Source organism: Pseudanabaena sp. PCC 6802 (assembly GCF_000332175.1).
Classification (GTDB): Bacteria; Cyanobacteriota; Cyanobacteriia; order Pseudanabaenales; family Pseudanabaenaceae; genus PCC-6802.
On sequence record NZ_KB235914.1, the window covers coordinates 1,128,459 to 1,145,896 of the forward strand.

At 48.9% G+C, this 17,438-nt stretch carries 14 protein-coding genes and 1 riboswitch; of the genes, 4 read left to right on the plus strand and 10 right to left on the minus strand.

Annotation, left to right across the window (positions count from 1 at the left end; genetic code table 11):
- Nucleotides 1–9: 9 nt before the first annotated feature.
- A complete protein-coding gene (gene cobW, locus PSE6802_RS0110550; protein ID WP_019500032.1) occupies nt 10–1,062 on the minus strand; it encodes a cobalamin biosynthesis protein CobW in 1,053 nt (350 codons plus the stop codon).
- 73 nt (nt 1,063–1,135) lie between these two features.
- Nucleotides 1,136–1,576 carry a DUF1636 family protein gene (locus tag PSE6802_RS0110555; protein ID WP_071592337.1) on the minus strand — a complete coding sequence of 147 codons (441 nt, stop codon included), beginning with the start codon at nt 1,574–1,576 and terminating at the stop codon, nt 1,136–1,138.
- A 40-nt stretch (nt 1,577–1,616) separates the two neighbouring features.
- Nucleotides 1,617–1,762: riboswitch (cobalamin riboswitch) on the minus strand.
- A gap of 137 nt (nt 1,763–1,899) precedes the next feature.
- Between PSE6802_RS0110555 and PSE6802_RS0110560 the strand changes: the two genes are divergently transcribed.
- Both PSE6802_RS0110560 and PSE6802_RS0110565 read left to right on the plus strand, forming a co-directional pair.
- A complete protein-coding gene (locus PSE6802_RS0110560; protein ID WP_019500034.1) occupies nt 1,900–2,682 on the plus strand; it encodes an ABC transporter ATP-binding protein in 783 nt (260 codons plus the stop codon).
- Between the two features lie 129 nt (nt 2,683–2,811).
- Complete coding sequence (locus PSE6802_RS0110565; RefSeq protein WP_019500035.1) at nt 2,812–3,525, plus strand: 2-phosphosulfolactate phosphatase family protein; 714 nt, start codon at nt 2,812–2,814, stop codon at nt 3,523–3,525.
- Nucleotides 3,526–3,630: 105 nt separating this feature from the next.
- On the opposite strand, the gene PSE6802_RS0110570 is transcribed toward PSE6802_RS0110565, so the two are convergent.
- Nucleotides 3,631–5,088, minus strand: coding sequence for an ammonium transporter (locus tag PSE6802_RS0110570; protein ID WP_019500036.1), 1,458 nt, complete (start codon nt 5,086–5,088; stop codon nt 3,631–3,633).
- 679 nt (nt 5,089–5,767) lie between these two features.
- Between PSE6802_RS0110570 and PSE6802_RS0110575 the strand changes: the two genes are divergently transcribed.
- Both PSE6802_RS0110575 and PSE6802_RS0110580 read left to right on the plus strand, forming a co-directional pair.
- Nucleotides 5,768–6,178, plus strand: coding sequence for a DUF1499 domain-containing protein (locus tag PSE6802_RS0110575; protein ID WP_036946027.1), 411 nt, complete (start codon nt 5,768–5,770; stop codon nt 6,176–6,178).
- A gap of 283 nt (nt 6,179–6,461) precedes the next feature.
- On the plus strand, nt 6,462–6,827 hold the full coding sequence (locus tag PSE6802_RS0110580) for a Rieske (2Fe-2S) protein (RefSeq protein ID WP_019500038.1): 366 nt from the start codon (nt 6,462–6,464) through the stop codon (nt 6,825–6,827).
- A 77-nt stretch (nt 6,828–6,904) separates the two neighbouring features.
- On the opposite strand, the gene PSE6802_RS0110585 is transcribed toward PSE6802_RS0110580, so the two are convergent.
- The 7 genes from PSE6802_RS0110585 to PSE6802_RS0110615 all read right to left on the minus strand — a co-directional run bounded on the left by PSE6802_RS0110585 (nt 6,905) and on the right by PSE6802_RS0110615 (nt 17,435).
- Nucleotides 6,905–8,215 carry a calcium-binding protein gene (locus tag PSE6802_RS0110585; RefSeq protein ID WP_225902667.1) on the minus strand — a complete coding sequence of 437 codons (1,311 nt, stop codon included), beginning with the start codon at nt 8,213–8,215 and terminating at the stop codon, nt 6,905–6,907.
- Between the two features lie 38 nt (nt 8,216–8,253).
- A complete protein-coding gene (gene cobO, locus PSE6802_RS0110590; RefSeq protein ID WP_019500040.1) occupies nt 8,254–8,862 on the minus strand; it encodes a cob(I)yrinic acid a,c-diamide adenosyltransferase in 609 nt (202 codons plus the stop codon).
- 44 nt (nt 8,863–8,906) lie between these two features.
- Nucleotides 8,907–9,629 carry a hypothetical protein gene (locus PSE6802_RS0110595; protein ID WP_019500041.1) on the minus strand — a complete coding sequence of 241 codons (723 nt, stop codon included), beginning with the start codon at nt 9,627–9,629 and terminating at the stop codon, nt 8,907–8,909.
- 58 nt (nt 9,630–9,687) lie between these two features.
- Nucleotides 9,688–10,173, minus strand: a complete 486-nt coding sequence (locus tag PSE6802_RS0110600; protein ID WP_019500042.1) for a CGLD27 family protein — start codon at nt 10,171–10,173, stop codon at nt 9,688–9,690.
- On the minus strand, nt 10,170–11,465 hold the full coding sequence (purB, locus tag PSE6802_RS0110605) for an adenylosuccinate lyase (protein WP_026103220.1): 1,296 nt from the start codon (nt 11,463–11,465) through the stop codon (nt 10,170–10,172). The genes PSE6802_RS0110600 and purB overlap by 4 nt, the downstream gene beginning before the upstream one ends.
- A gap of 386 nt (nt 11,466–11,851) precedes the next feature.
- The gene (locus PSE6802_RS0110610) at nt 11,852–14,785 is read right to left on the minus strand and encodes a response regulator (protein WP_019500044.1); all 2,934 of its coding nucleotides are present in this window, start codon (nt 14,783–14,785) and stop codon (nt 11,852–11,854) included.
- Nucleotides 14,786–14,969: 184 nt separating this feature from the next.
- Nucleotides 14,970–17,435, minus strand: coding sequence for a methyl-accepting chemotaxis protein (locus tag PSE6802_RS0110615; protein WP_019500045.1), 2,466 nt, complete (start codon nt 17,433–17,435; stop codon nt 14,970–14,972).
- Between the last annotated feature and the right edge of the window lie 3 nt (nt 17,436–17,438).

Genomic DNA, 17,438 nt, shown 5'->3' on the forward strand with positions numbered 1-17,438 from the left:
GTGCAATTGTCATAATGCCACAGTAGCAACAGAGCGCTCGATCGCAACGCCATCCAATTCTTGACCGATAAATACCAGACGAGTTTGTCTCGATTCAGAGGGTTGCCAAGGGCGATCGTAGAAATAGTCAAATCGCGAACCTACGGCTTGCAAAACCAATCGCATAGATTTCTTGGGCACTGCTACAAATCCCTTAATACGGTAGATTTCCTGCCGAGCGACTAGCTGCTCCAACTGTTTGACCAGGGCTGAAGGTTCAAATTCCCGATCTAGATCGAGATGAATTGAGTTAATACCATCATCGTGTTCGTGCTCCTCTTCATAGTCATGATGGCTGGGACGGCTCTCTAAGTTATCCTCAACGGCGGCATTAAATCCTAAAAGAAGACTGGGATTAACTTCTCCTTGTTTGCAGGGAATAATTTTCACAGTTTCTGGGAGTTCTTGCCTCAACCATTTCTGCACTTTCTCCTGCGTAGTGCCATCCACCCGATCTACTTTTGCGAGCAGAACTAGATCGGCACAAGCTAACTGATCTTCAAATAATTCCTCAATGGGAGTTTCGTGTTCTAAATTGGGATCTTCCAGGCGCTGAGCGTTAATGGCATCCAAATCTGTCGCAAATTGTCCGTTCGCTACTGCTTCGCAATCTACCACGGTCAACACACCATCAACTGTAGCGCCCGTACGTACCGTTGGCCAGCGAAATGCTTGAATTAGCGGCTTTGGTAGGGCTAGACCCGAAGTTTCGATCAGGATGCAGTCCAGGCGATCGCGTCGCTTTAACAACTCTTGCATGGTGGGTAGAAACTCTTCCTGCACCGTACAGCACAGACAGCCATTATTTAATTCCACAATATTACTAGCGATATCGTTCGCAGAGTCATCGTCATCGCAAACTTGACAAGAACGTAGCAGTTCGCCGTCGATACCAATCTCACCGAACTCATTCACTACTACAGCAATGCGTCTACCCTGATTGTTTTGCAAGAGATATCGCACCAAAGTAGTTTTTCCAGCTCCAAGAAAGCCAGTAATTACAGTTACGGGAATTTTATGCATGAGAATTTTAATTTTATACCAATTTGAACGATAAAACTGTCACGACATTCCAAGCGATGGGATGTCAAAAAATCTAGCGCAGATTGGCCGCAACTTTTCGCAGAGGTGGAATACGAGCCAGTATTCCTTTCTTCAGTGGCGCGGGACGCTCTGACCAAGGCAAGATCCCATCATCGGCACGATAGTACTTACCAGCACATTCCAAAATTGCCGCAGTCGTGGCCTCAAAAGTTTCGGGATCGAGCGACAGATCCCCAAATAAATAGGTATGCTTACCATCCCCAGTCAATGCCACAGCGCAGGGATGACTGCAGGCACTCATGCATTCTACAGCGCGGATGGGAAATTCTTCCCGTAGCTCCCAATCTCGATGCAGTTGGGTTAACTGCTCCAGCATTACCTGTCCGCCACTAGTACCAACGCGCTTACCATCTTGCCAGATACTAGCGCAGGTCGTACATACAAACAAAGCATGTTGATTTGAAATTTGATTTAACGCAATTCGATTTGACATAGAGAATTTATCTGTACCTCGCAGATATTTAACTTGCAGTCTCAATCGCTCAAATTTGGCGGGCATCCTGACTTTTTCAGCACGGACTGAAATCTACAGTTGCGGGACAGTGTCGGATTTACGCCGAACTTTCCCCATTACTTCTAGCGGCTGTCTCCCGCGAGAACCAAATTGCGATCGCTATTCACTGTAGCTCATTTTTAACCCTCCGTGCGGCTAACTCGGGGCAGGGGGCTAATTGTAGACGTGAGTTCGACGAACTCCGGAAACGATCTGCTAATGTTGATGCAACCAATAACGAGAAATTTTAAGATAAGCCCTGAGTGACCAAAAAGTTAGTGAATGTATTGGAAACGTCCCAGGATGTGTTGCAATTGCAACTGGTGTCATACCAAAATATCCTGCATAATTGCTCTGTGGCGATCGCGGCTGGCAGCCGCACGGGGATAGTAGGAGCATCGGGGTCTGGGAAAACCACCCTTCTGCGATTGCTGAATCGCCTCATCGATCCAACCTCTGGCAAAATTTATGCCTGGGGAAATGATATTAAACAACTGCCCGCGATCGATTTGCGCCGTCGGATTATGTTAGTCGCGCAAGAACCAACCTTGCTAGGTATGCCTGTGGCTGAGGCGATCGCCTATCCCCTCAAGCTAGTCGGGATGCCCAAAAAACAAATTCAAGATCGCCTGGATCTGTGGCTGGACAAACTTCAGTTTGACTCTAAGTTAGTTCAACGCTCGGAACTGCAACTGTCGGTAGGGCAACGGCAATGGGTCGCGATCTCTCGGGCACTGGTCGCTGAGCCAGAGATCCTATTACTAGACGAACCAACTTCTGCGCTCGATCGCTTTCGAGCGGGTCTTTTGCTAGATATTTTGCAGGAATTGACTCGATCGCAACCACCAACAACAGTAGTAATGGTGAATCACCAGTTAGATCTAATGGCAGACTGGTGCAGCCATCTGGTGCAATTGCACAGAGGTAGTCCAGTCAGATCGCAAACTGCATCGGAAGTTAATTGGCAAGCAGTGCAGCAAGATATGCAGAATATGCAACAGGATATGCAATCTGAGAGCAATGTAGAGACCGACGAGTGGGAATAATTTAGTCTTGCAGCTATCGTAAATCAAACTATAAAGATATATTAAATAAGTATTAAAACTTAGTTGTTTGCTGCCAAATTGTCGATGGCGTTAAAACTGATTACTGCTATATCAACTAATCCTTAACTAATGAAGCTATTTGTCTACCACACCCCCGAACTAGCGCCAGACAACGAAATACCAGAGTGCGCGATCGCAGTCGATATTTTACGTGCTACTACTACGATTACTACCGCTTTAGCTGCTGGGGCAGAAGCGGTGCAGGTTTTTGCCGATCTAGACGAACTAATGCAAACTAGTAATTTGCATCCTGCCCATTTAAGGCTGAGAGCAGCGGAACGTGGGGGCGGTACAGTGGAAGGATTTGACTTAGGTAACTCGCCATTTGACTATACGGCAGAGGTGGTAAAAGATAAGCGAATTTTTATGAGTACGACCAATGGTACTCGCTCGCTCCAACGCGTTAAAGCTGCGCCAACGGTCTTGGCCGCTGCCATGATTAATCTTGGTTCCGTATTGAATTATCTCAAACAGGCGCAACCCGAAACGGTTTGGATTGTTGGCTCAGGTTGGGAGGGCAGTTTTTCTTTAGAGGATACGGCTTGTGCGGGGGCGATCGCTAGCGGTTTGGATGGCTCGTGCGAATGGGGAAATGATGAGGCGATCGCGGCATTATCTTTATATCGCCAATGGAGCGATCGCTTAGAGGAGTTATTCCTTGCTGCTAGCCACGGCCAGCGCCTATTACGCCTCAACTGTAGTGCTGATATTGCCTACTGTGCCAAAATCGATCTGGTCAAAATTTTACCCAAGCAAGCATCCCCTGGCGTTTTAGTAGCATAATCTCAAAAATATAGGAGACAGAATGCGATCGCGTTCCATCTCCCAGTTAATTGTCTAATTGTCTAGTTGTCTAATAGTTGATAAATTTGAGTTCCATCAGGAATGCTATCCATCGATCGGACTAGCTTTTCCTCCCATTTGACTGACTCCACCGCCAAACTCTTCGCCATAGCCTTCTTCACCATGTTCGTTGATATCCATACCTTGGAATTCAACTTCTGGTTTGACGCGCAGGCCGACTAGAGCCTTAACAATCTGTAGGATGATAAAAGTACCGATCCCAGCAATTAAATAAGCGACGACAACGGCAATAATTTGCGTGACAACTTGTCCGGGTTTGCCAGCAATTAGGCCATCTGCGCCCGCCGAGTTAACAGCTTTCACGGCGAAAACTCCGGTTAGAATTGCGCCCACTGTTCCACCCACACCGTGAACGGGATAGGTATCTAAGGCATCATCAATTCCTAACTTAGATTTGAAGCTAATTGCAAAGAAGCAACATGTAGCAGTAATACTGCCAATTAGAATTGCACCGATGGGGTTAACAAAACCTGCGGCAGGAGTAACTCCAACTAAACCCGCGACAGCTCCAGTGGCAGCGCCAACAGCCGTTGGTTTGCCCTTTAGCACCTGTTCTAGAATCAACCAGGTTAACATTGCTGCTGCTGTAGCTGAATTGGTAGCGACGAACGCAACTGTTGCTAAGGAGCCAGCCCCCAAAGCACTACCGGCATTGAAGCCAAACCAACCAAACCAGAGCAACCCGGCTCCCAACAGAATAAAAGGGACGTTATGAGGAGCAGTGAGCCGATCTGGATAGGTTCTTCGAGCGCCAATTACGATCGCTGCAACCAGTGCGGAAACTCCGGAGCTAATATGCACGACCGTACCGCCGGCAAAATCTAAAGCACCTATGCCACCGTACAAACCGAGCATGCCTCCTTTTGCCCATACCATGTGTGCTAGGGGACAGTAGATGAGGGTTGACCACAACAGCATGAATAACGTGTAAGCTTTGAAGCTAATCCGCTCGACGATCGCTCCTGAGATCAAAGCAGGCGTGATGATGGCAAACATCGCCTGATAGATCATGAAGGTTTGGTGTGGAATGGTAGCAGCATAGGAAGTGACGGCATCATCGGGGGTGAGTTTGGGAAGATAAGCACTGACATCAATACCAACGCCATTGAGAAATAACCATTGCAGCCCTCCGATGAAGGATGTCCCTGGTGCAAAGGCAAGGCTGTAGCCCCATAATACCCAGCTTACGCCCACAATTCCCATGAGCAAGAAGCTCATCATCAAGGTGTTCAGGATATTGCGCTTAGCAACAAATCCACCGTAGAAAAAAGCTAATCCCGGAGTCATTAGTAAAACTAGAGCAGAACACAGTAACATATAACCGTTATCCGCCGAAGTCTGCGCTGCGCTAGCAGCAGTACTAGCAGCAGTAATCATCTCTTCTAACTTTTTGGGATCGGCTTGCGCGAGTGCTGGAGCGAGCGGCAAGCTGAATATCAGCCCAAAAGTTGCGAAGATAATTTTTAATATTTTCTTAGGCATTTTCTGTATTTTGAAATGGCACAGTTAGTAACCAGGTAATCTAAAAATTTCACCAATTAACAGTACAACCTTTTGTATCTATTCATACAGATTTCTAATGTTAAGTTTTTGCTAAGAATTTACTAGTTCAGGCGAAGGGAGTAATCCCTATAATTTCGCTGAGAGGGCGTTTAAAAAATCTTCTAAATCTCTACATTAGCCCCTGTCCCCAACCTTGGAGGATTCTGAAGCTCGAATCTCTTCAAAATTGGGAGATTTATGGGTTGGGGACAAAGTATCATCAATTTCCCAACTAGGCTCTAATAACTACGTAAATGAGATATATTGCTGACTCCCATCTACTATCGATTGAGATGAAGTTTTAGGATTTAGATTTGCCAAGATTTGCATGAATGTTGCCAGTGAATTGCAAGTTGATGTTCGCGCTGACCGCGCGAAAGATGGACGAACGAGGCTCAACAAGAATGCGTATATATACTTAACAAAAAGTTGTTTTTGCTGGATAATGTTTAGGTCGTACTATTCAAAACACAAGTCTAGGAATCTCATGCAGAAGTTGTTCTCGCTGTTTTTAGCTTTGATATTAAGTGTTACTATGCTATGCGACGCACCATACCCTGCCTATGCACGGGTAAGCATAAGCTCTATTATGCACGCAGGTACTTCTACACTAATTCCAATGGCTCTATTTTCATTTTCAGGACAACGACCCCATAATTTGGGAGTTAACGCAAATCTGCTGGCACCTTGCCCCAGTACGCCGAATTGTGTCTCTAGCCAAAGCTCCGATCCTAAGCATGCAATCGAGCCTCTAAGCTATCGCTCCTCGCCAGAGCAAGCTTTTCAGAATCTAAAAACAGCAATTCAAAGTTTGGAAAGAACCAAAATTATTACTGAAAGCGAGAATTATCTCTACGCTGAATTTACAAGCTCGCTGATGGGTTTTGTTGATGATGTTGAGTTTTATCTCAATAAAGAAAAGAATGTCATTGAAGTGCGTTCGGCTTCTCGCTTAGGAGAATCAGATCTGGGTGTCAATCGCAAACGAGTGGAGACATTGCGTACAATACTGCAAAACTTGGAAGCTTAGGAACTAGCGCTTGAGTTCGCCAATTTAAAAATTAACGATGATGCGTTACGGCGATCGCCTAACATATCCTTGATGTTGAAAACAGTACCTGTAGGTATAATTGCAAAATTGTCCTATCCTGTTACGATCTAGTAATTATAGCTATAGCCAGTAGGCTTAGGGCGGGGTGCAGGGGTTTCACCCCTGCGTGGGAGCGTAGCCCCCACACCCCCTGTTCTAGCAGGTCTGTCTAACGCTATATTTTCTAGAGTTTTAAGAATCTTCCATACAGGAGTCCACTATCATGACTAAAACCAAAGTTGCCACCACTGCTGATGTCAGCACTGACAAGGTTCTAAAAGCTAGTGCCAACGGTAAATCTGTCATTGTGGCTAAAGTTGGCGACAAGTATTGCGCGATCGCGAACAAATGCCCTCACCTTGGACTTCCATTAGCCAAAGGTAAATTTGAAAACGGCGTAATTACTTGCCCTTTCCACGGCTCCAAGTTTGAAGTCTGTACTGGCAAAAATGTGGAGTGGGTAGAATCCATAGTCGGCATTCCCCTGCCTGGGGTCGCCAAGAAAATGATGGCTATGGGCAAATCCCCTAGCGATGTGGCTAGTTTCGCTGTTACCCAGGAAGGCGAAGACCTGTTTATAGATGTGTAATCCAAAATAAAGAGGCGATCGCTACCGCCTCTTTTCTATTCAGTATTCAGACGTGCTGGATGTGAGACCGCCCAAAACTAGGCAACGATTACTATGTGAGTAGTAATCAACGCATTACCAAACTGTGGCGCGACCTGAGCGACCTGAGTGAACCTAGTGCCAGTACCACCACCATCCTGGTCGTAGTAGAGACCACCACCAGCGTTGTCGTAGTAGAAACTAGAAGTGCCAATTGGAGCAGGAGAATTTTGTCCTTCCACGCCACCTGCTCCAGTGCTAAGGAAGAAGCTAGCTGGAGCAGGATCAATAGCTTTTTGACCGGCAATGAGCGAACCACCAAAACCAGCCGCGCTGATCAGGATGCGGTCAAATTCCGTTACGGGCTTGAAGTCAGCGATCGTATCGATAACCCCGGGCTGGAAGACATCGAGTACGAAGTTGTCGGTACCAGAACCACCAGTTAGGGTATCAAAACCTTGACCGCCAATGAGCGTATCGCCCAGCCCAGGCGCACCGTTAGGAGTGGTGGGAGCACCAGTAGCGGTGGCACTAGCGTTACCATTGAGGATGTCGTTATCAGCAGCACCAAATGCGTAGTCATCGCCAGCGTTACCAGTGACGGTATCGTCGTTGACCGTGGTCAGCAATTGGATACCATTAGCTGTGGTAGCTGCAATCGGATCGTCGGTGAAGGTATCGGCGGTAGGACTACCAATGAGGTTTGCGCCCTTGATGTTCGCACCAGGTGCGCCTTGACCGACGGTGAAGGTGGATGTCGCACCATCACCAGTGTTAACGGTGTCGTTGGTGGTGATGAACTGACCGTTGACTGCAAACAACTGCGCGCCAGGAGCTAACAGTGCGTCCTTCGTCACGCCCACAACTGTAATAGTTTGGTTGGCAGGGGTGCCGTCGCTTGCCGTGCCTGCAATCGCGATTACCGCTGCGCCAGCCGAGTTGGTCGTAACGCTGACCGTAGCATTTCTGTCTAATTGGGAAATCGAAATCGTGTCGCCCGTGGCGAAGTCGAAGATTGTATCGGAACCACCGAAACCACCTCTGCTTCTGACGACTTGCTCGGCACCCGTGAAGGCTACCAGGTCTTGAGGTACCGCACTGAAGAATTGGAACTGATCGTTACCCGCACCTAAACCACTGCCGTCTCCACCAAACATGTTGTCGCTGCCTCGCCCCCCAATCAGGGTATCGTTACCAGCGCGACCGAGATCGGAGTCGCCGATCGTGCGATCGCCACCATTGCCAGCAATCACTACGTCGTTACCGAGGTCGCCGTTCAAGGTGTTGGAGTTGGAGACGCTACCGTAGAGCGTGTCATCGCCTTGCCCCCCAAACAGAGTGTTGCCGCCATTGGTAGAAGCAATCAACAAATCTCCATCTCTATTTCCGCCCAAGTCAAAAGAGTGCCTTAAAACTCGATACCTGCTTGGGCTTTAACCCCTTGTTCGCGAAATGGATGCTTTACTAGTTTCATTTCTGTGACTAGATCGGCATAGTCGATCAACTCCGGTGGCGCGCCTCTACCAGTCAAGATGACGTGGGAGTTGGGAGGCTTTTGCTCTAATCCCGCAATTACTTGGGTAGCGGTAAGGTAGCCTAACTTGATGGCTACGTTAATTTCATCCAGCAGCACTAATTGGATTTCAGGATTTTGAACGAACGTTAGTGCGGTTTCCCATGCTGACCTTGCATGGGCGATATCGCGATCGCGATCCTGCGTCTCCCATGTAAACCCTTCTCCCATCGCCAGAAAAGTAATGCGATCGCCCCAACGCTCGAATACAGCTTTCTCCGCAGGACTCCAGGCACCTTTGATAAACTGCACGATCGCGACTTGGTAACCGTGGCCTAGCGATCGCAGCACCATCCCCAGTGCCGCCGTAGTTTTGCCCTTACCATCACCAGTATGGACGATAATCAAACCTTTTTCTAGCTGGCGTTCCGCCAAACGTTGCGCCTGAACCTCCTGGCGGCGCTGCATTTTCTGGCGATGTTGTTCGGCTGTAATTTCAGACATGGGTCATTTAAATGCGAGTATGGTTCTATTTCCTTTTCTAAATGCTACAGCTTAGCAGGAGTTGGTAATGATTTTAGATGAGTGAGAAATTGCATTAGTTCGCTATCTGTAAGTTGCTGGCGCGATCGCTTCCGAAAGGTTTTTTGTAAATAATCGCGTCCCATATTGCGATCCCAACCCAAGCGTTCCATTTCTACATCTATTTGGGCGATCGGATCGGAGAGATCGACCGGACTGGTGGTAAATGGCGCTGATGGTGGATCTGCCACAGGTGTGGTGACAGAAGGTTTTACGGGTAATGGAGTGGGAGTCCTGGGCGTTTCCGGTGGTTCGTAGTCCGGTTCTTCGTAGAAAGTTGGCTCGGTTTCGTAGTCGCGATCGTGGTAGTTGGAACCAAGCTCGGCTAGATCTAGCTGTTCGGTAAAGTGCATTGCTGCCTGGGTTGAAGAGGGTAGGGCTTCGGTATTTTTCCTGGGCAGAGCGTTGGTGGTCGCATTATTCAGGCTATTCAAGTTGTGCGCTTGCTGCGGCATCAGCGTTGCTTTCATGTCGTAGCGATCGTCAAAGGAAAAGCCCGCCATCATTAAGGCACGTTTCACAGCTCGATCCTCTGTCACCTCAATGTCGGTATCGGCAGCGGTAGCTGTGCTGAGCACGATGCCGCCATGCTCGACTGTGGCACGAAATACGTGTAAGCCGTCTACCTTAGCTAACATCTCAGTTTTGATGCTGCCCTGTGGGTATTGTGCGCGAAATTGGGCAAACATAAGGATTAATTCGTGGGTGAAGACATAAGTTTCACTAATTTAAGCTGGCGGGGGAGAGCTAGTCTAAAAATTGCCAAAGGGCGAGCTGTAAAACTAAAAGACTCGCTAGAGCTATGACAGTGTTGCGGATTTTATTTAGGATGGGTTGGACTTCATAGGTAACGAGCAAGCGTTCCTTGATTAAGTCAGTTTCGGGTTTTGGCCAGCGTTGACCGTCATACCATCCGGTTTCCTCATAGAGAACTGTAGAGCTTTGCAGGCGATCTTTAATGTATACCCAGCCCAAAAGCAGGCGCAGCAGAGGTAATGCTAACCCCACCGTAGCCCCCATGCTGCTCAAACCAAGGAATTGTCCCAAATGTCGGCCAGGAGAAAAACTGACTGCTGCAACCGGCCCCGTGACTATCCACCAGGCTAGCCAGATTGCAACCAGAGTCTTGACGTAGGCAAAGCGATCGAGGGTGGCCCAGCGGAAGAAAAATGATTCCTTGAGGGCAACATACTCGTTTACAGGTCTTTGTTCCTCCGGGACAGGACAGATCATATGCCCAAACGTTGGTAGATTTGATCCAGGTTTTTCATATGCTTCTGCGGATCGAAGCACGATCGCAGTTCCTCGGCAGAAAGTAACTGATTAACTCGCTCGTCGTTACTAATTAGGTCGCGGAAGTTTCCTTCCGGCTTATTCCAGGCCTGGTGGGCGCACTTTTGCACGATCGCGTAGCTATCTTCCCGACTCAAACCCTTGTTAACCAGGGCAAGTAAGACTTGCTGGCTGAAGACCACACCACCATAGCAGTTGAGATTGCGCTCCATATTGTGAGTGTGTACTAGCAGATGTTTGACCAGATCCGTTATCTCGGACAGCATAAAGTGACTGAGGATGCAGGCATCGGGCAAGATCACCCGTTCCGCCGCACTGTGAGAAATATCCCGCTCGTGCCAGAGTGCCACATTTTCTAAAGCAGTGGTGGCATAGCCCCTCACCACCCTCGCCATTCCCGTCAAGCGCTCCGAGCGGATGGGATTGCGCTTGTGCGGCATTGCCGAAGAACCCTTTTGTCCGGCGGCAAAAAATTCTTCTACTTCCAGGACATCCGTGCGCTGGAGGTTGCGGATCTCGACCGCAAAGCGCTCGATCGATGCCGTTAGTAGGGCTAATACTTGCAAAAACTCCGCATGGCGATCGCGGGAAATCACCTGTGTAGAGGCGCAATCCGGCTTTAGCCCGAGTTTTTGGCAGGCGATCGCCTCAAGGCGCGGATCGACATTGGCATAGGTACCCACCGCCCCGGAGATCTTTCCCACTGCCACACTTTTAGACAGGTTAACCAGGCGATCGCGGTGGCGCAGTACCTCAGCCAGCCACCCCGCTAGCTTAAACCCAAACGTAATCGGCTCCGCGTGGATACCATGCGTACGTCCGGCCATAATCGTGTAGCGATGCTGCTGCGCCTGATAGCGAATTGCCTGTACCAGAACCTCTACTTGTTCCAGAATAAGATTGAGGCTATGTACCATTTGTAATGCCAGGGCCGTATCCAGAACATCGGAACTAGTTAGACCCAGATGAATGTAGCGCCCCGCATCCCCCACATGTTCGTTCACGTTAGTGAGGAAGGCAATGATATCATGGCGCACTTCTGCCTCAATTTCGGCAATTCTTTGGGGATCGAACTGTGCTTTTGCCTTAATTTCATCTACCGCTGCGGCTGGGATGTATCCCAGTTCCGCACTTGCCTCGCAGACAGCAATTTCAACATCAAGCCAGGTTTGATATTTGTGGCGCTCAGTCCACAGCCGACCCATTTCCGGTAAAGTATATCGCTCTATCAAAGTTAAATTTTGTTAAAAAAACGGATTTTATGACTAGACAAGTTTGACACTCCCCATGCCTACGCACCACTTTGCACCTTGCTTGTGGCACTAAGTCAGGGGATTCCTGGCTCAACGAAACCACTTAAACTAGAATCCTTAGCTAGTTTTTTTAAGTGGTTGATTACCTTTTCCACTGCTATCAAGTTTAGCATAAGGTATTAGCGACTTCAGTCGCTAATACCTTACGTTTTCGTGTCTAAAATCCAGGGGCTTTGGCTTGTTATCTCGGAAGGGGCGGTGAACCATTGCTCTCTCCTGCCTTGAATGGGGTTACTTACTACTGCAGCCCTTCTCCATTTCCTGAAGTTGACACTAGTGACGGTTGTGCGCCCCTTTAGGACAAATTAACCTTTGAGATATGCGTTTACTTTATCGATCAGTTCAGATGTGGCAAATCCCTTAGTAAGATAGTCCGTTGCTCCCAGACGTTTTGCTTCGTTGCTCCACTCCTCCGATAACCGCGACGAAATAACGAGAATGGGGAAGTTCATGTCGTTGCGGCGACAGCGATCTATGAGCGTAAATCCATCCATCCCAGGCATCTCAATATCGGTAATGACAATTGCAGGGTAGTTATGATTTTGGAGCCAGTTCCAGGCATCTAAGCCATCATTACAGGTCTGAACGGTAAAGCCATAGGCAGTTAAGCTAGCTTCCATCCGCCTTCTCATTAAAGCAGCATCATCGACGACAAGGATGGTTTGAGTTAACGGTGCCGTGCTTGGAGCTTTTTGCTCTACCGGAACCTGGGGAGATGCGATCGCGGCGGTAGATGCAGGTGCAGCGATCGCGCTCTCTTTGGCAGTGTTGGATAATAAATACTCTGCCAGTAGATTAGGTTCCAATACTGGGATCAAACTGCCATTAGACTGCAAGCTAACTCCCATCATCCCCACTGGTGCAACTAGTGGATGCGGTAGCGGGCTAATCAGAATATCGTCTTGTCCTAGCAGATCGTCGGCAACTAGCCAGGCATCTCGCTGACTGGTGCCAGCAGCAATTGCAGAAGAGCGCACGCGCAGACAGATTGACGTTGCAGTAGGAGCATGGGCAACAACTCCTTCTTGCCAATATTCCAACAAGTCAAGCGCTGGCATTGTGACTCCTTCTAGCTCGACCTGCCAGCCATAGGCAAGCTGTCGATCGAGGGTAGGAGCAGTTGAGAGGTTGCCCCACAGAGTTGTGGTAATTATTTCATCGGTGGGGATGGCAAACGTGCGATCGCCTGCCCGTACCAACACGCACCGCACGAGCAGTTGCGGTACGGGAATTTGCATGTTAAATGTCGTACCTGCTCCTAGAGTGGTGTTAAGGCTCAAACGACCGCCAAGGCGAGTAATTTGAGTAGCAACTACATCCATGCCCACACCGCGCCCTGATATGTCGCTAACCGTGCTTTGAGAACTAAATCCCGATTGACAAATTACAGCCAGGATGTCGGCAGGGGTATCGGTACGGGTCAGCGGCAATCGTTTCGATTGGGCGATCGCGCGAATTTTGGCGGGATCCATACCGATACCGTCATCTTTGACATCGAGTAAATAGGAATTTCCCTGCCGTTTGAGCGCAACTGTAATCGTACCTTGTGATGGCTTGCCAGCATTGGCGCGATCGCTCGCCGATTCTAATCCGTGATCGTAAGCATTGCGAATCAGGTGCAGTAGAATTGGCTCCAGGGTTTGGGAAGTGCCGGCATCCAATTCGATTTGCTCGCCTTCTATTACTAATTGGGCAGGTTTGCCAAAGCGAGTGACTAAATCCCGTAGAATACCTCTAGCACGCAATCCCAGGATTCTGAAAGGAATCAGGCGACTTTCTTCTACAGTCTGTTGTAAGTTCAAAACATTGCGTTCTAGCTGTTGCAGGTTATCTGAAGTTTGCCGCGCCGATGCGGTGACCTCAGCTCCCAACTCTGACAGACGCAAGCTGGTTTCCAACAAGCGGTTGACAATCGAGTAACCTTGACGGTAGCGCTCTAAGGTTGGTGTAGATTCACCGATCTTACCTGGCTCGGTATCGGTTAGTAGGGCATAGTCATCTTGCAACTGACGCAGCCGCGTAATATATTCGGCACTGTCTTGGGCTAGTGCTACTAGCTTAACCAACTGCAACTCTAGAGCTTGATACGAACCCTGACTAGAACGGGTAGATAGCAAGGTTGAGACCAGGTACTGTGCCGAGCGATCTAGTCTTTCCAGGGGTACGGGGATCTGGGCTTTAGCCGCCAACTCCGCTGCTTTGTCCTGTTGCTTGGTTGGTTGGCTCCAATCCAGCACGTCAGCAGCACTGACATCAGGGTTAACGGTGCTGGTACTGGTAGGGATAGCAGCAGGTTCAAGAGCGCGCGACGGAATGGGCGAGGCGATCGCAAAATCGCTCGGCTGGTCGCGATCGGAAGAACTGGGAATGACATCAGGCTGCGCTGTGACTTCTGTAACAGGTGTGGGAGCAGAAGGGGCTGAAACCCCTAGTTTTTGAGCTACAGATGCTGATAGTTTCCCGCCCTTGCGAGCGCAATCTTTTAGCAAGCGCAGGTAGGGTGGCCATTTAGCTTGCCAGAAGTCATTTTCTGGGTGGCTCAGCAAGCTCTGGCTGCGCCGCAGGAGTTTCGTCCAGCCAGGTTCAAACTCTAAGTCTTTACCAATTTGCAGGAGTTGCTGGAGGGTCTGCTTGGCAATTTTAAGCGTGGCATTTGGGACTTTGCCGCGATCGCCCAGTTGTTCGACTGCCATCTCCAGGTTCAACACCACCAGATCGAACCCTTGTTCGGCAAATTCGTGGAATAACTGGGTACGTTCGTTGGAATCTGGCAGGTAAACCTGTTGAACGATCTGACGCAGCGTTGCGATGCGATCTACACTGGGCTGCACTACGGCTAGGGCTTGCTCCCCTACTGCTTGCACTTGCAGGCTGCCGGTCAATAGCTCTCCTGCTTCTAACAGCACTTGGGAAAGTTGGCCATCTTCAAGGGGAGGCGCAATCTGCAAGTAGCGCAAATCTGAGAGTAAATCTTCCAATACGGTGGCAACGTAGAGAATCCCATCGGCTCCCACGGTTACGGCCCCGCCTTTGATGGTATGAATGCAGCGGTATAGCTCCTGGATATCGGCGGTCCATGATGGTGCTTTGAGTTGTTGGGCGAGACTCATGTAGTCATGTAGATACGTTTGCGTATCTACATCAAACATACTGCGCAGCTCTTGCTGTAACTGTGCCTCAGCTAGGTCTATGGGGCTAAGTGCAGCCTCGGATGTAGGTAGGGAATTTACTTCAGGCATGGCTTGAGGTATGGAGTAATTGCGATGGGTAGAAGGCAGGACTGAACGAAAACAGATCCCCCTAAATCCCCTTTAAAAAGGGGGATTTAGAATCTCATTTCCCCCTTGGAAAGGGGGGGTAGGGGGGATCTAGGTTTCAGCATTAAAGTGAGTAAGTCATAGGAAGAATTTGGACATAGAAAATTTAGGCTTGCTTGGCAGTTATCCATTCGCGATAACTGATGTCTCCATTTAGAACTTCTATTGGCATATTTCTTTCAGGCGATCGCTCGCTCCCATTTATTTCAGGTTCCGGATTGCCAGTTGAAACCATAAGGAATTCTGTTTCCATCTCAGAACCGACCATTTTTGATGGTAGACGGAAGAACTGCACCCTCTCTAACAAGGTGTAAGCCAGTTTATCCATCCACTCAGCTTGTTCGCGGGTAAGGCGAGACTGGAGTTCGGTTTTTGTAGCAGCAACCGCAATATTTTCGACAGCACCCAGCGTAGTCTGGGCGGCGGTGGCGATCGCTTGCGAAGACTGGGCTAACTCTTGTTCTGCTTCAGCCACTCGCTCGGTTACAGATTTGATAATTTCAAATACCTGGCGGGAGCGGTCTACGTTCTGCGTAAACTGACCTACAGAGCTACTGATATCTTGTACGTCCTGGCTGACCCCAGATACCACTGTTTGGATTTGATCCGTGCGCTGTTGCAGGACGATCAAACTCTGGTTGGTTTGGGTTGCCAGGTCGTTGACCTGAGTCGCCAGGGTTTCAAATTCGCGAGCAATGCTGGCAAATTGTTCGGGATCGCGTTCGTCAGAGGCGCGAGTTGCCACCATGGAAGCGTTGAGCGCCAATACGCGAGTCATAGCAGCCACCTTTTTCTGGTCGTTGGAAAACTGGCTGGCTAAGGTTACGTAGTCAGTCAGCAGTTGCGACCGTCGCACAATTTGCTCGGTGTTTTGTTGGAGGAAGCCGATCGCTTTTGCCATCGCAGCGATCTCTGTTTGCCCTTGGGCAACAGCCATCTGTGCGTCTTGTACTGCTTCTTCAGATGCTACAACTTGTTGTACGGTATTTTGGGTAAGATCCGTGACGTTTGTCATCAAGGCTTGCACCTGTCCCACGGATTGAGCCTGTTGTTCTATCTGTTGCGTGGCAGTGGTAGACAGTTGCTTCAAGTCATCAGCACTTTTGGTGACCTGCTGTGCCGTAGATAACACGGTTGACATCACTGTGGCGAGTTCTTCAATCAGGCGGTTGAGCGTGTCGGATACTAGACCCGTAGCGCGATCGCTGACTTCAGCCTGCACTGTCAGGTCTCCGTCTTCTAGAGCGGACACCACGTCCAGAATCTGCCCAACGTCAGATTGCAAAGCTTCGCTCTCTTGTAACATCTGAGTTTGCAGTTCGATGGTTTGGTTACTAGTTTGGGCTTCCTCCAGGAGGGCTTTAATCCGGCTGGTCATCTGATTGAGGTTATCGCCCAACACCGCGATTTCATCCTCACCTTTGACATCTACTCGCGTATCGAGATCTCCCATTCCCACTTTCTGCATAGCCTGCGTGGTATCGATGATTGGGCGCGTGACTCGACGGGCTAGATAGGCGGCGATCGCTGCGACAACTAACGCAGTTAGACCAGTTCCCAGCAGCAGCGTAGTCAGCAACTGCCGTTGCGGCGCAAAAGCAACATCTGTATCAGTTGCAATTAAAGTACCCCAATTTAGTCCCGGTGCACCTGGCAGCTTGACGGTAGGTGCATAGGCAATCAGTTGTTTGGCATTATCAAGTTTGTCAACAGTAATCAAACTGCCTGCCTTACTCTGGCTTTGTAACGTACTCAAGCCCGCAAAGTCGTCAGCCGCCTTTCTCCCTATTTGATCCTTTTCATCAGCTAAGAAAAACTTGCCTGTACTATCTATAACATGCAGTTCCTCACCTTTAATGCCAAATCCCTTGGTAATCTCTTCTAATCGGTTAATTGGGATACGAGCGCGGACTATGGCGATCGTCTTACCCGTTGCTTGTTCTTTAATTGGTGCTGCTAAGTGGATAGACACTTTGCCAGTAGATTTTGAGATCTCCGGATCGCTAGCGACGGGATTAAAGCTTTTGAGGGCTTCCTGAAAGTACTTCTGGTCTTTGTGGTTGCCTAGAGGTTCACCGATTGTTTGGGCAATTACATTACCTTCTAGGTCAAACACTGCAATGCTGTCATAGATAAGATAAGCGTCAAGGAACCGATTCAGTGCAGCTTGCTTGTTCTGGGGTGAGGTGATTGCCCCTATTTTGGGATCTTTGAACATTTGCAAATCTGCCATGATTTGGATATCACCGTAGCGGTCATACATAAAGCGATTTAGCTTTTCTGACAGATCTACCGCACGACTTATCTCAGCTCGATCGATCTGTGCAGTAATTGATTTGTTGGCATAGTAGTAGCCGATCGCCCCAGTCGCAACTACAGGTAGAGTACCAATCGCGATCGCCGCCAGTGTAGCTTTGATCCGAATGCTCGACCAGAAAGAGCGTTTACTCGATCGGGCGGGGCGATCGCGATCTTCCATTTGAGATTCATCTGCTTGAGATGGAGTTGCTTCTATTGAAGAAGGCTCCAGATCGTCGATTTGCAAAGATGTAGGTGAAGAAGTTGTTGTCATAAT

Bases quoted from the DNA above. Each gene is read 5' to 3' on its own strand.
- cobW (WP_019500032.1), bottom strand. From the start codon at position 1,062: ATGCATAAAATTCCCGTAACTGTAATTACTGGCTTTCTTGGAGCTGGA.
- PSE6802_RS0110575 (WP_036946027.1), top strand. From the start codon at position 5,768: ATGGCTCTATTTTCATTTTCAGGACAACGACCCCATAATTTGGGAGTT.
- PSE6802_RS0110615 (WP_019500045.1), bottom strand. From the start codon at position 17,435: ATGACAACAACTTCTTCACCTACATCTTTGCAAATCGACGATCTGGAG.
- cobO (WP_019500040.1), bottom strand. From the start codon at position 8,862: ATGTCTGAAATTACAGCCGAACAACATCGCCAGAAAATGCAGCGCCGC.
- PSE6802_RS0110580 (WP_019500038.1), top strand. From the start codon at position 6,462: ATGACTAAAACCAAAGTTGCCACCACTGCTGATGTCAGCACTGACAAG.
- PSE6802_RS0110610 (WP_019500044.1), bottom strand. From the start codon at position 14,785: ATGCCTGAAGTAAATTCCCTACCTACATCCGAGGCTGCACTTAGCCCC.
- PSE6802_RS0110555 (WP_071592337.1), bottom strand. From the start codon at position 1,576: ATGTCAAATCGAATTGCGTTAAATCAAATTTCAAATCAACATGCTTTG.
- PSE6802_RS0110570 (WP_019500036.1), bottom strand. From the start codon at position 5,088: ATGCCTAAGAAAATATTAAAAATTATCTTCGCAACTTTTGGGCTGATA.
- PSE6802_RS0110600 (WP_019500042.1), bottom strand. From the start codon at position 10,173: ATGATCTGTCCTGTCCCGGAGGAACAAAGACCTGTAAACGAGTATGTT.
- PSE6802_RS0110565 (WP_019500035.1), top strand. From the start codon at position 2,812: ATGAAGCTATTTGTCTACCACACCCCCGAACTAGCGCCAGACAACGAA.
- PSE6802_RS0110595 (WP_019500041.1), bottom strand. From the start codon at position 9,629: ATGTTTGCCCAATTTCGCGCACAATACCCACAGGGCAGCATCAAAACT.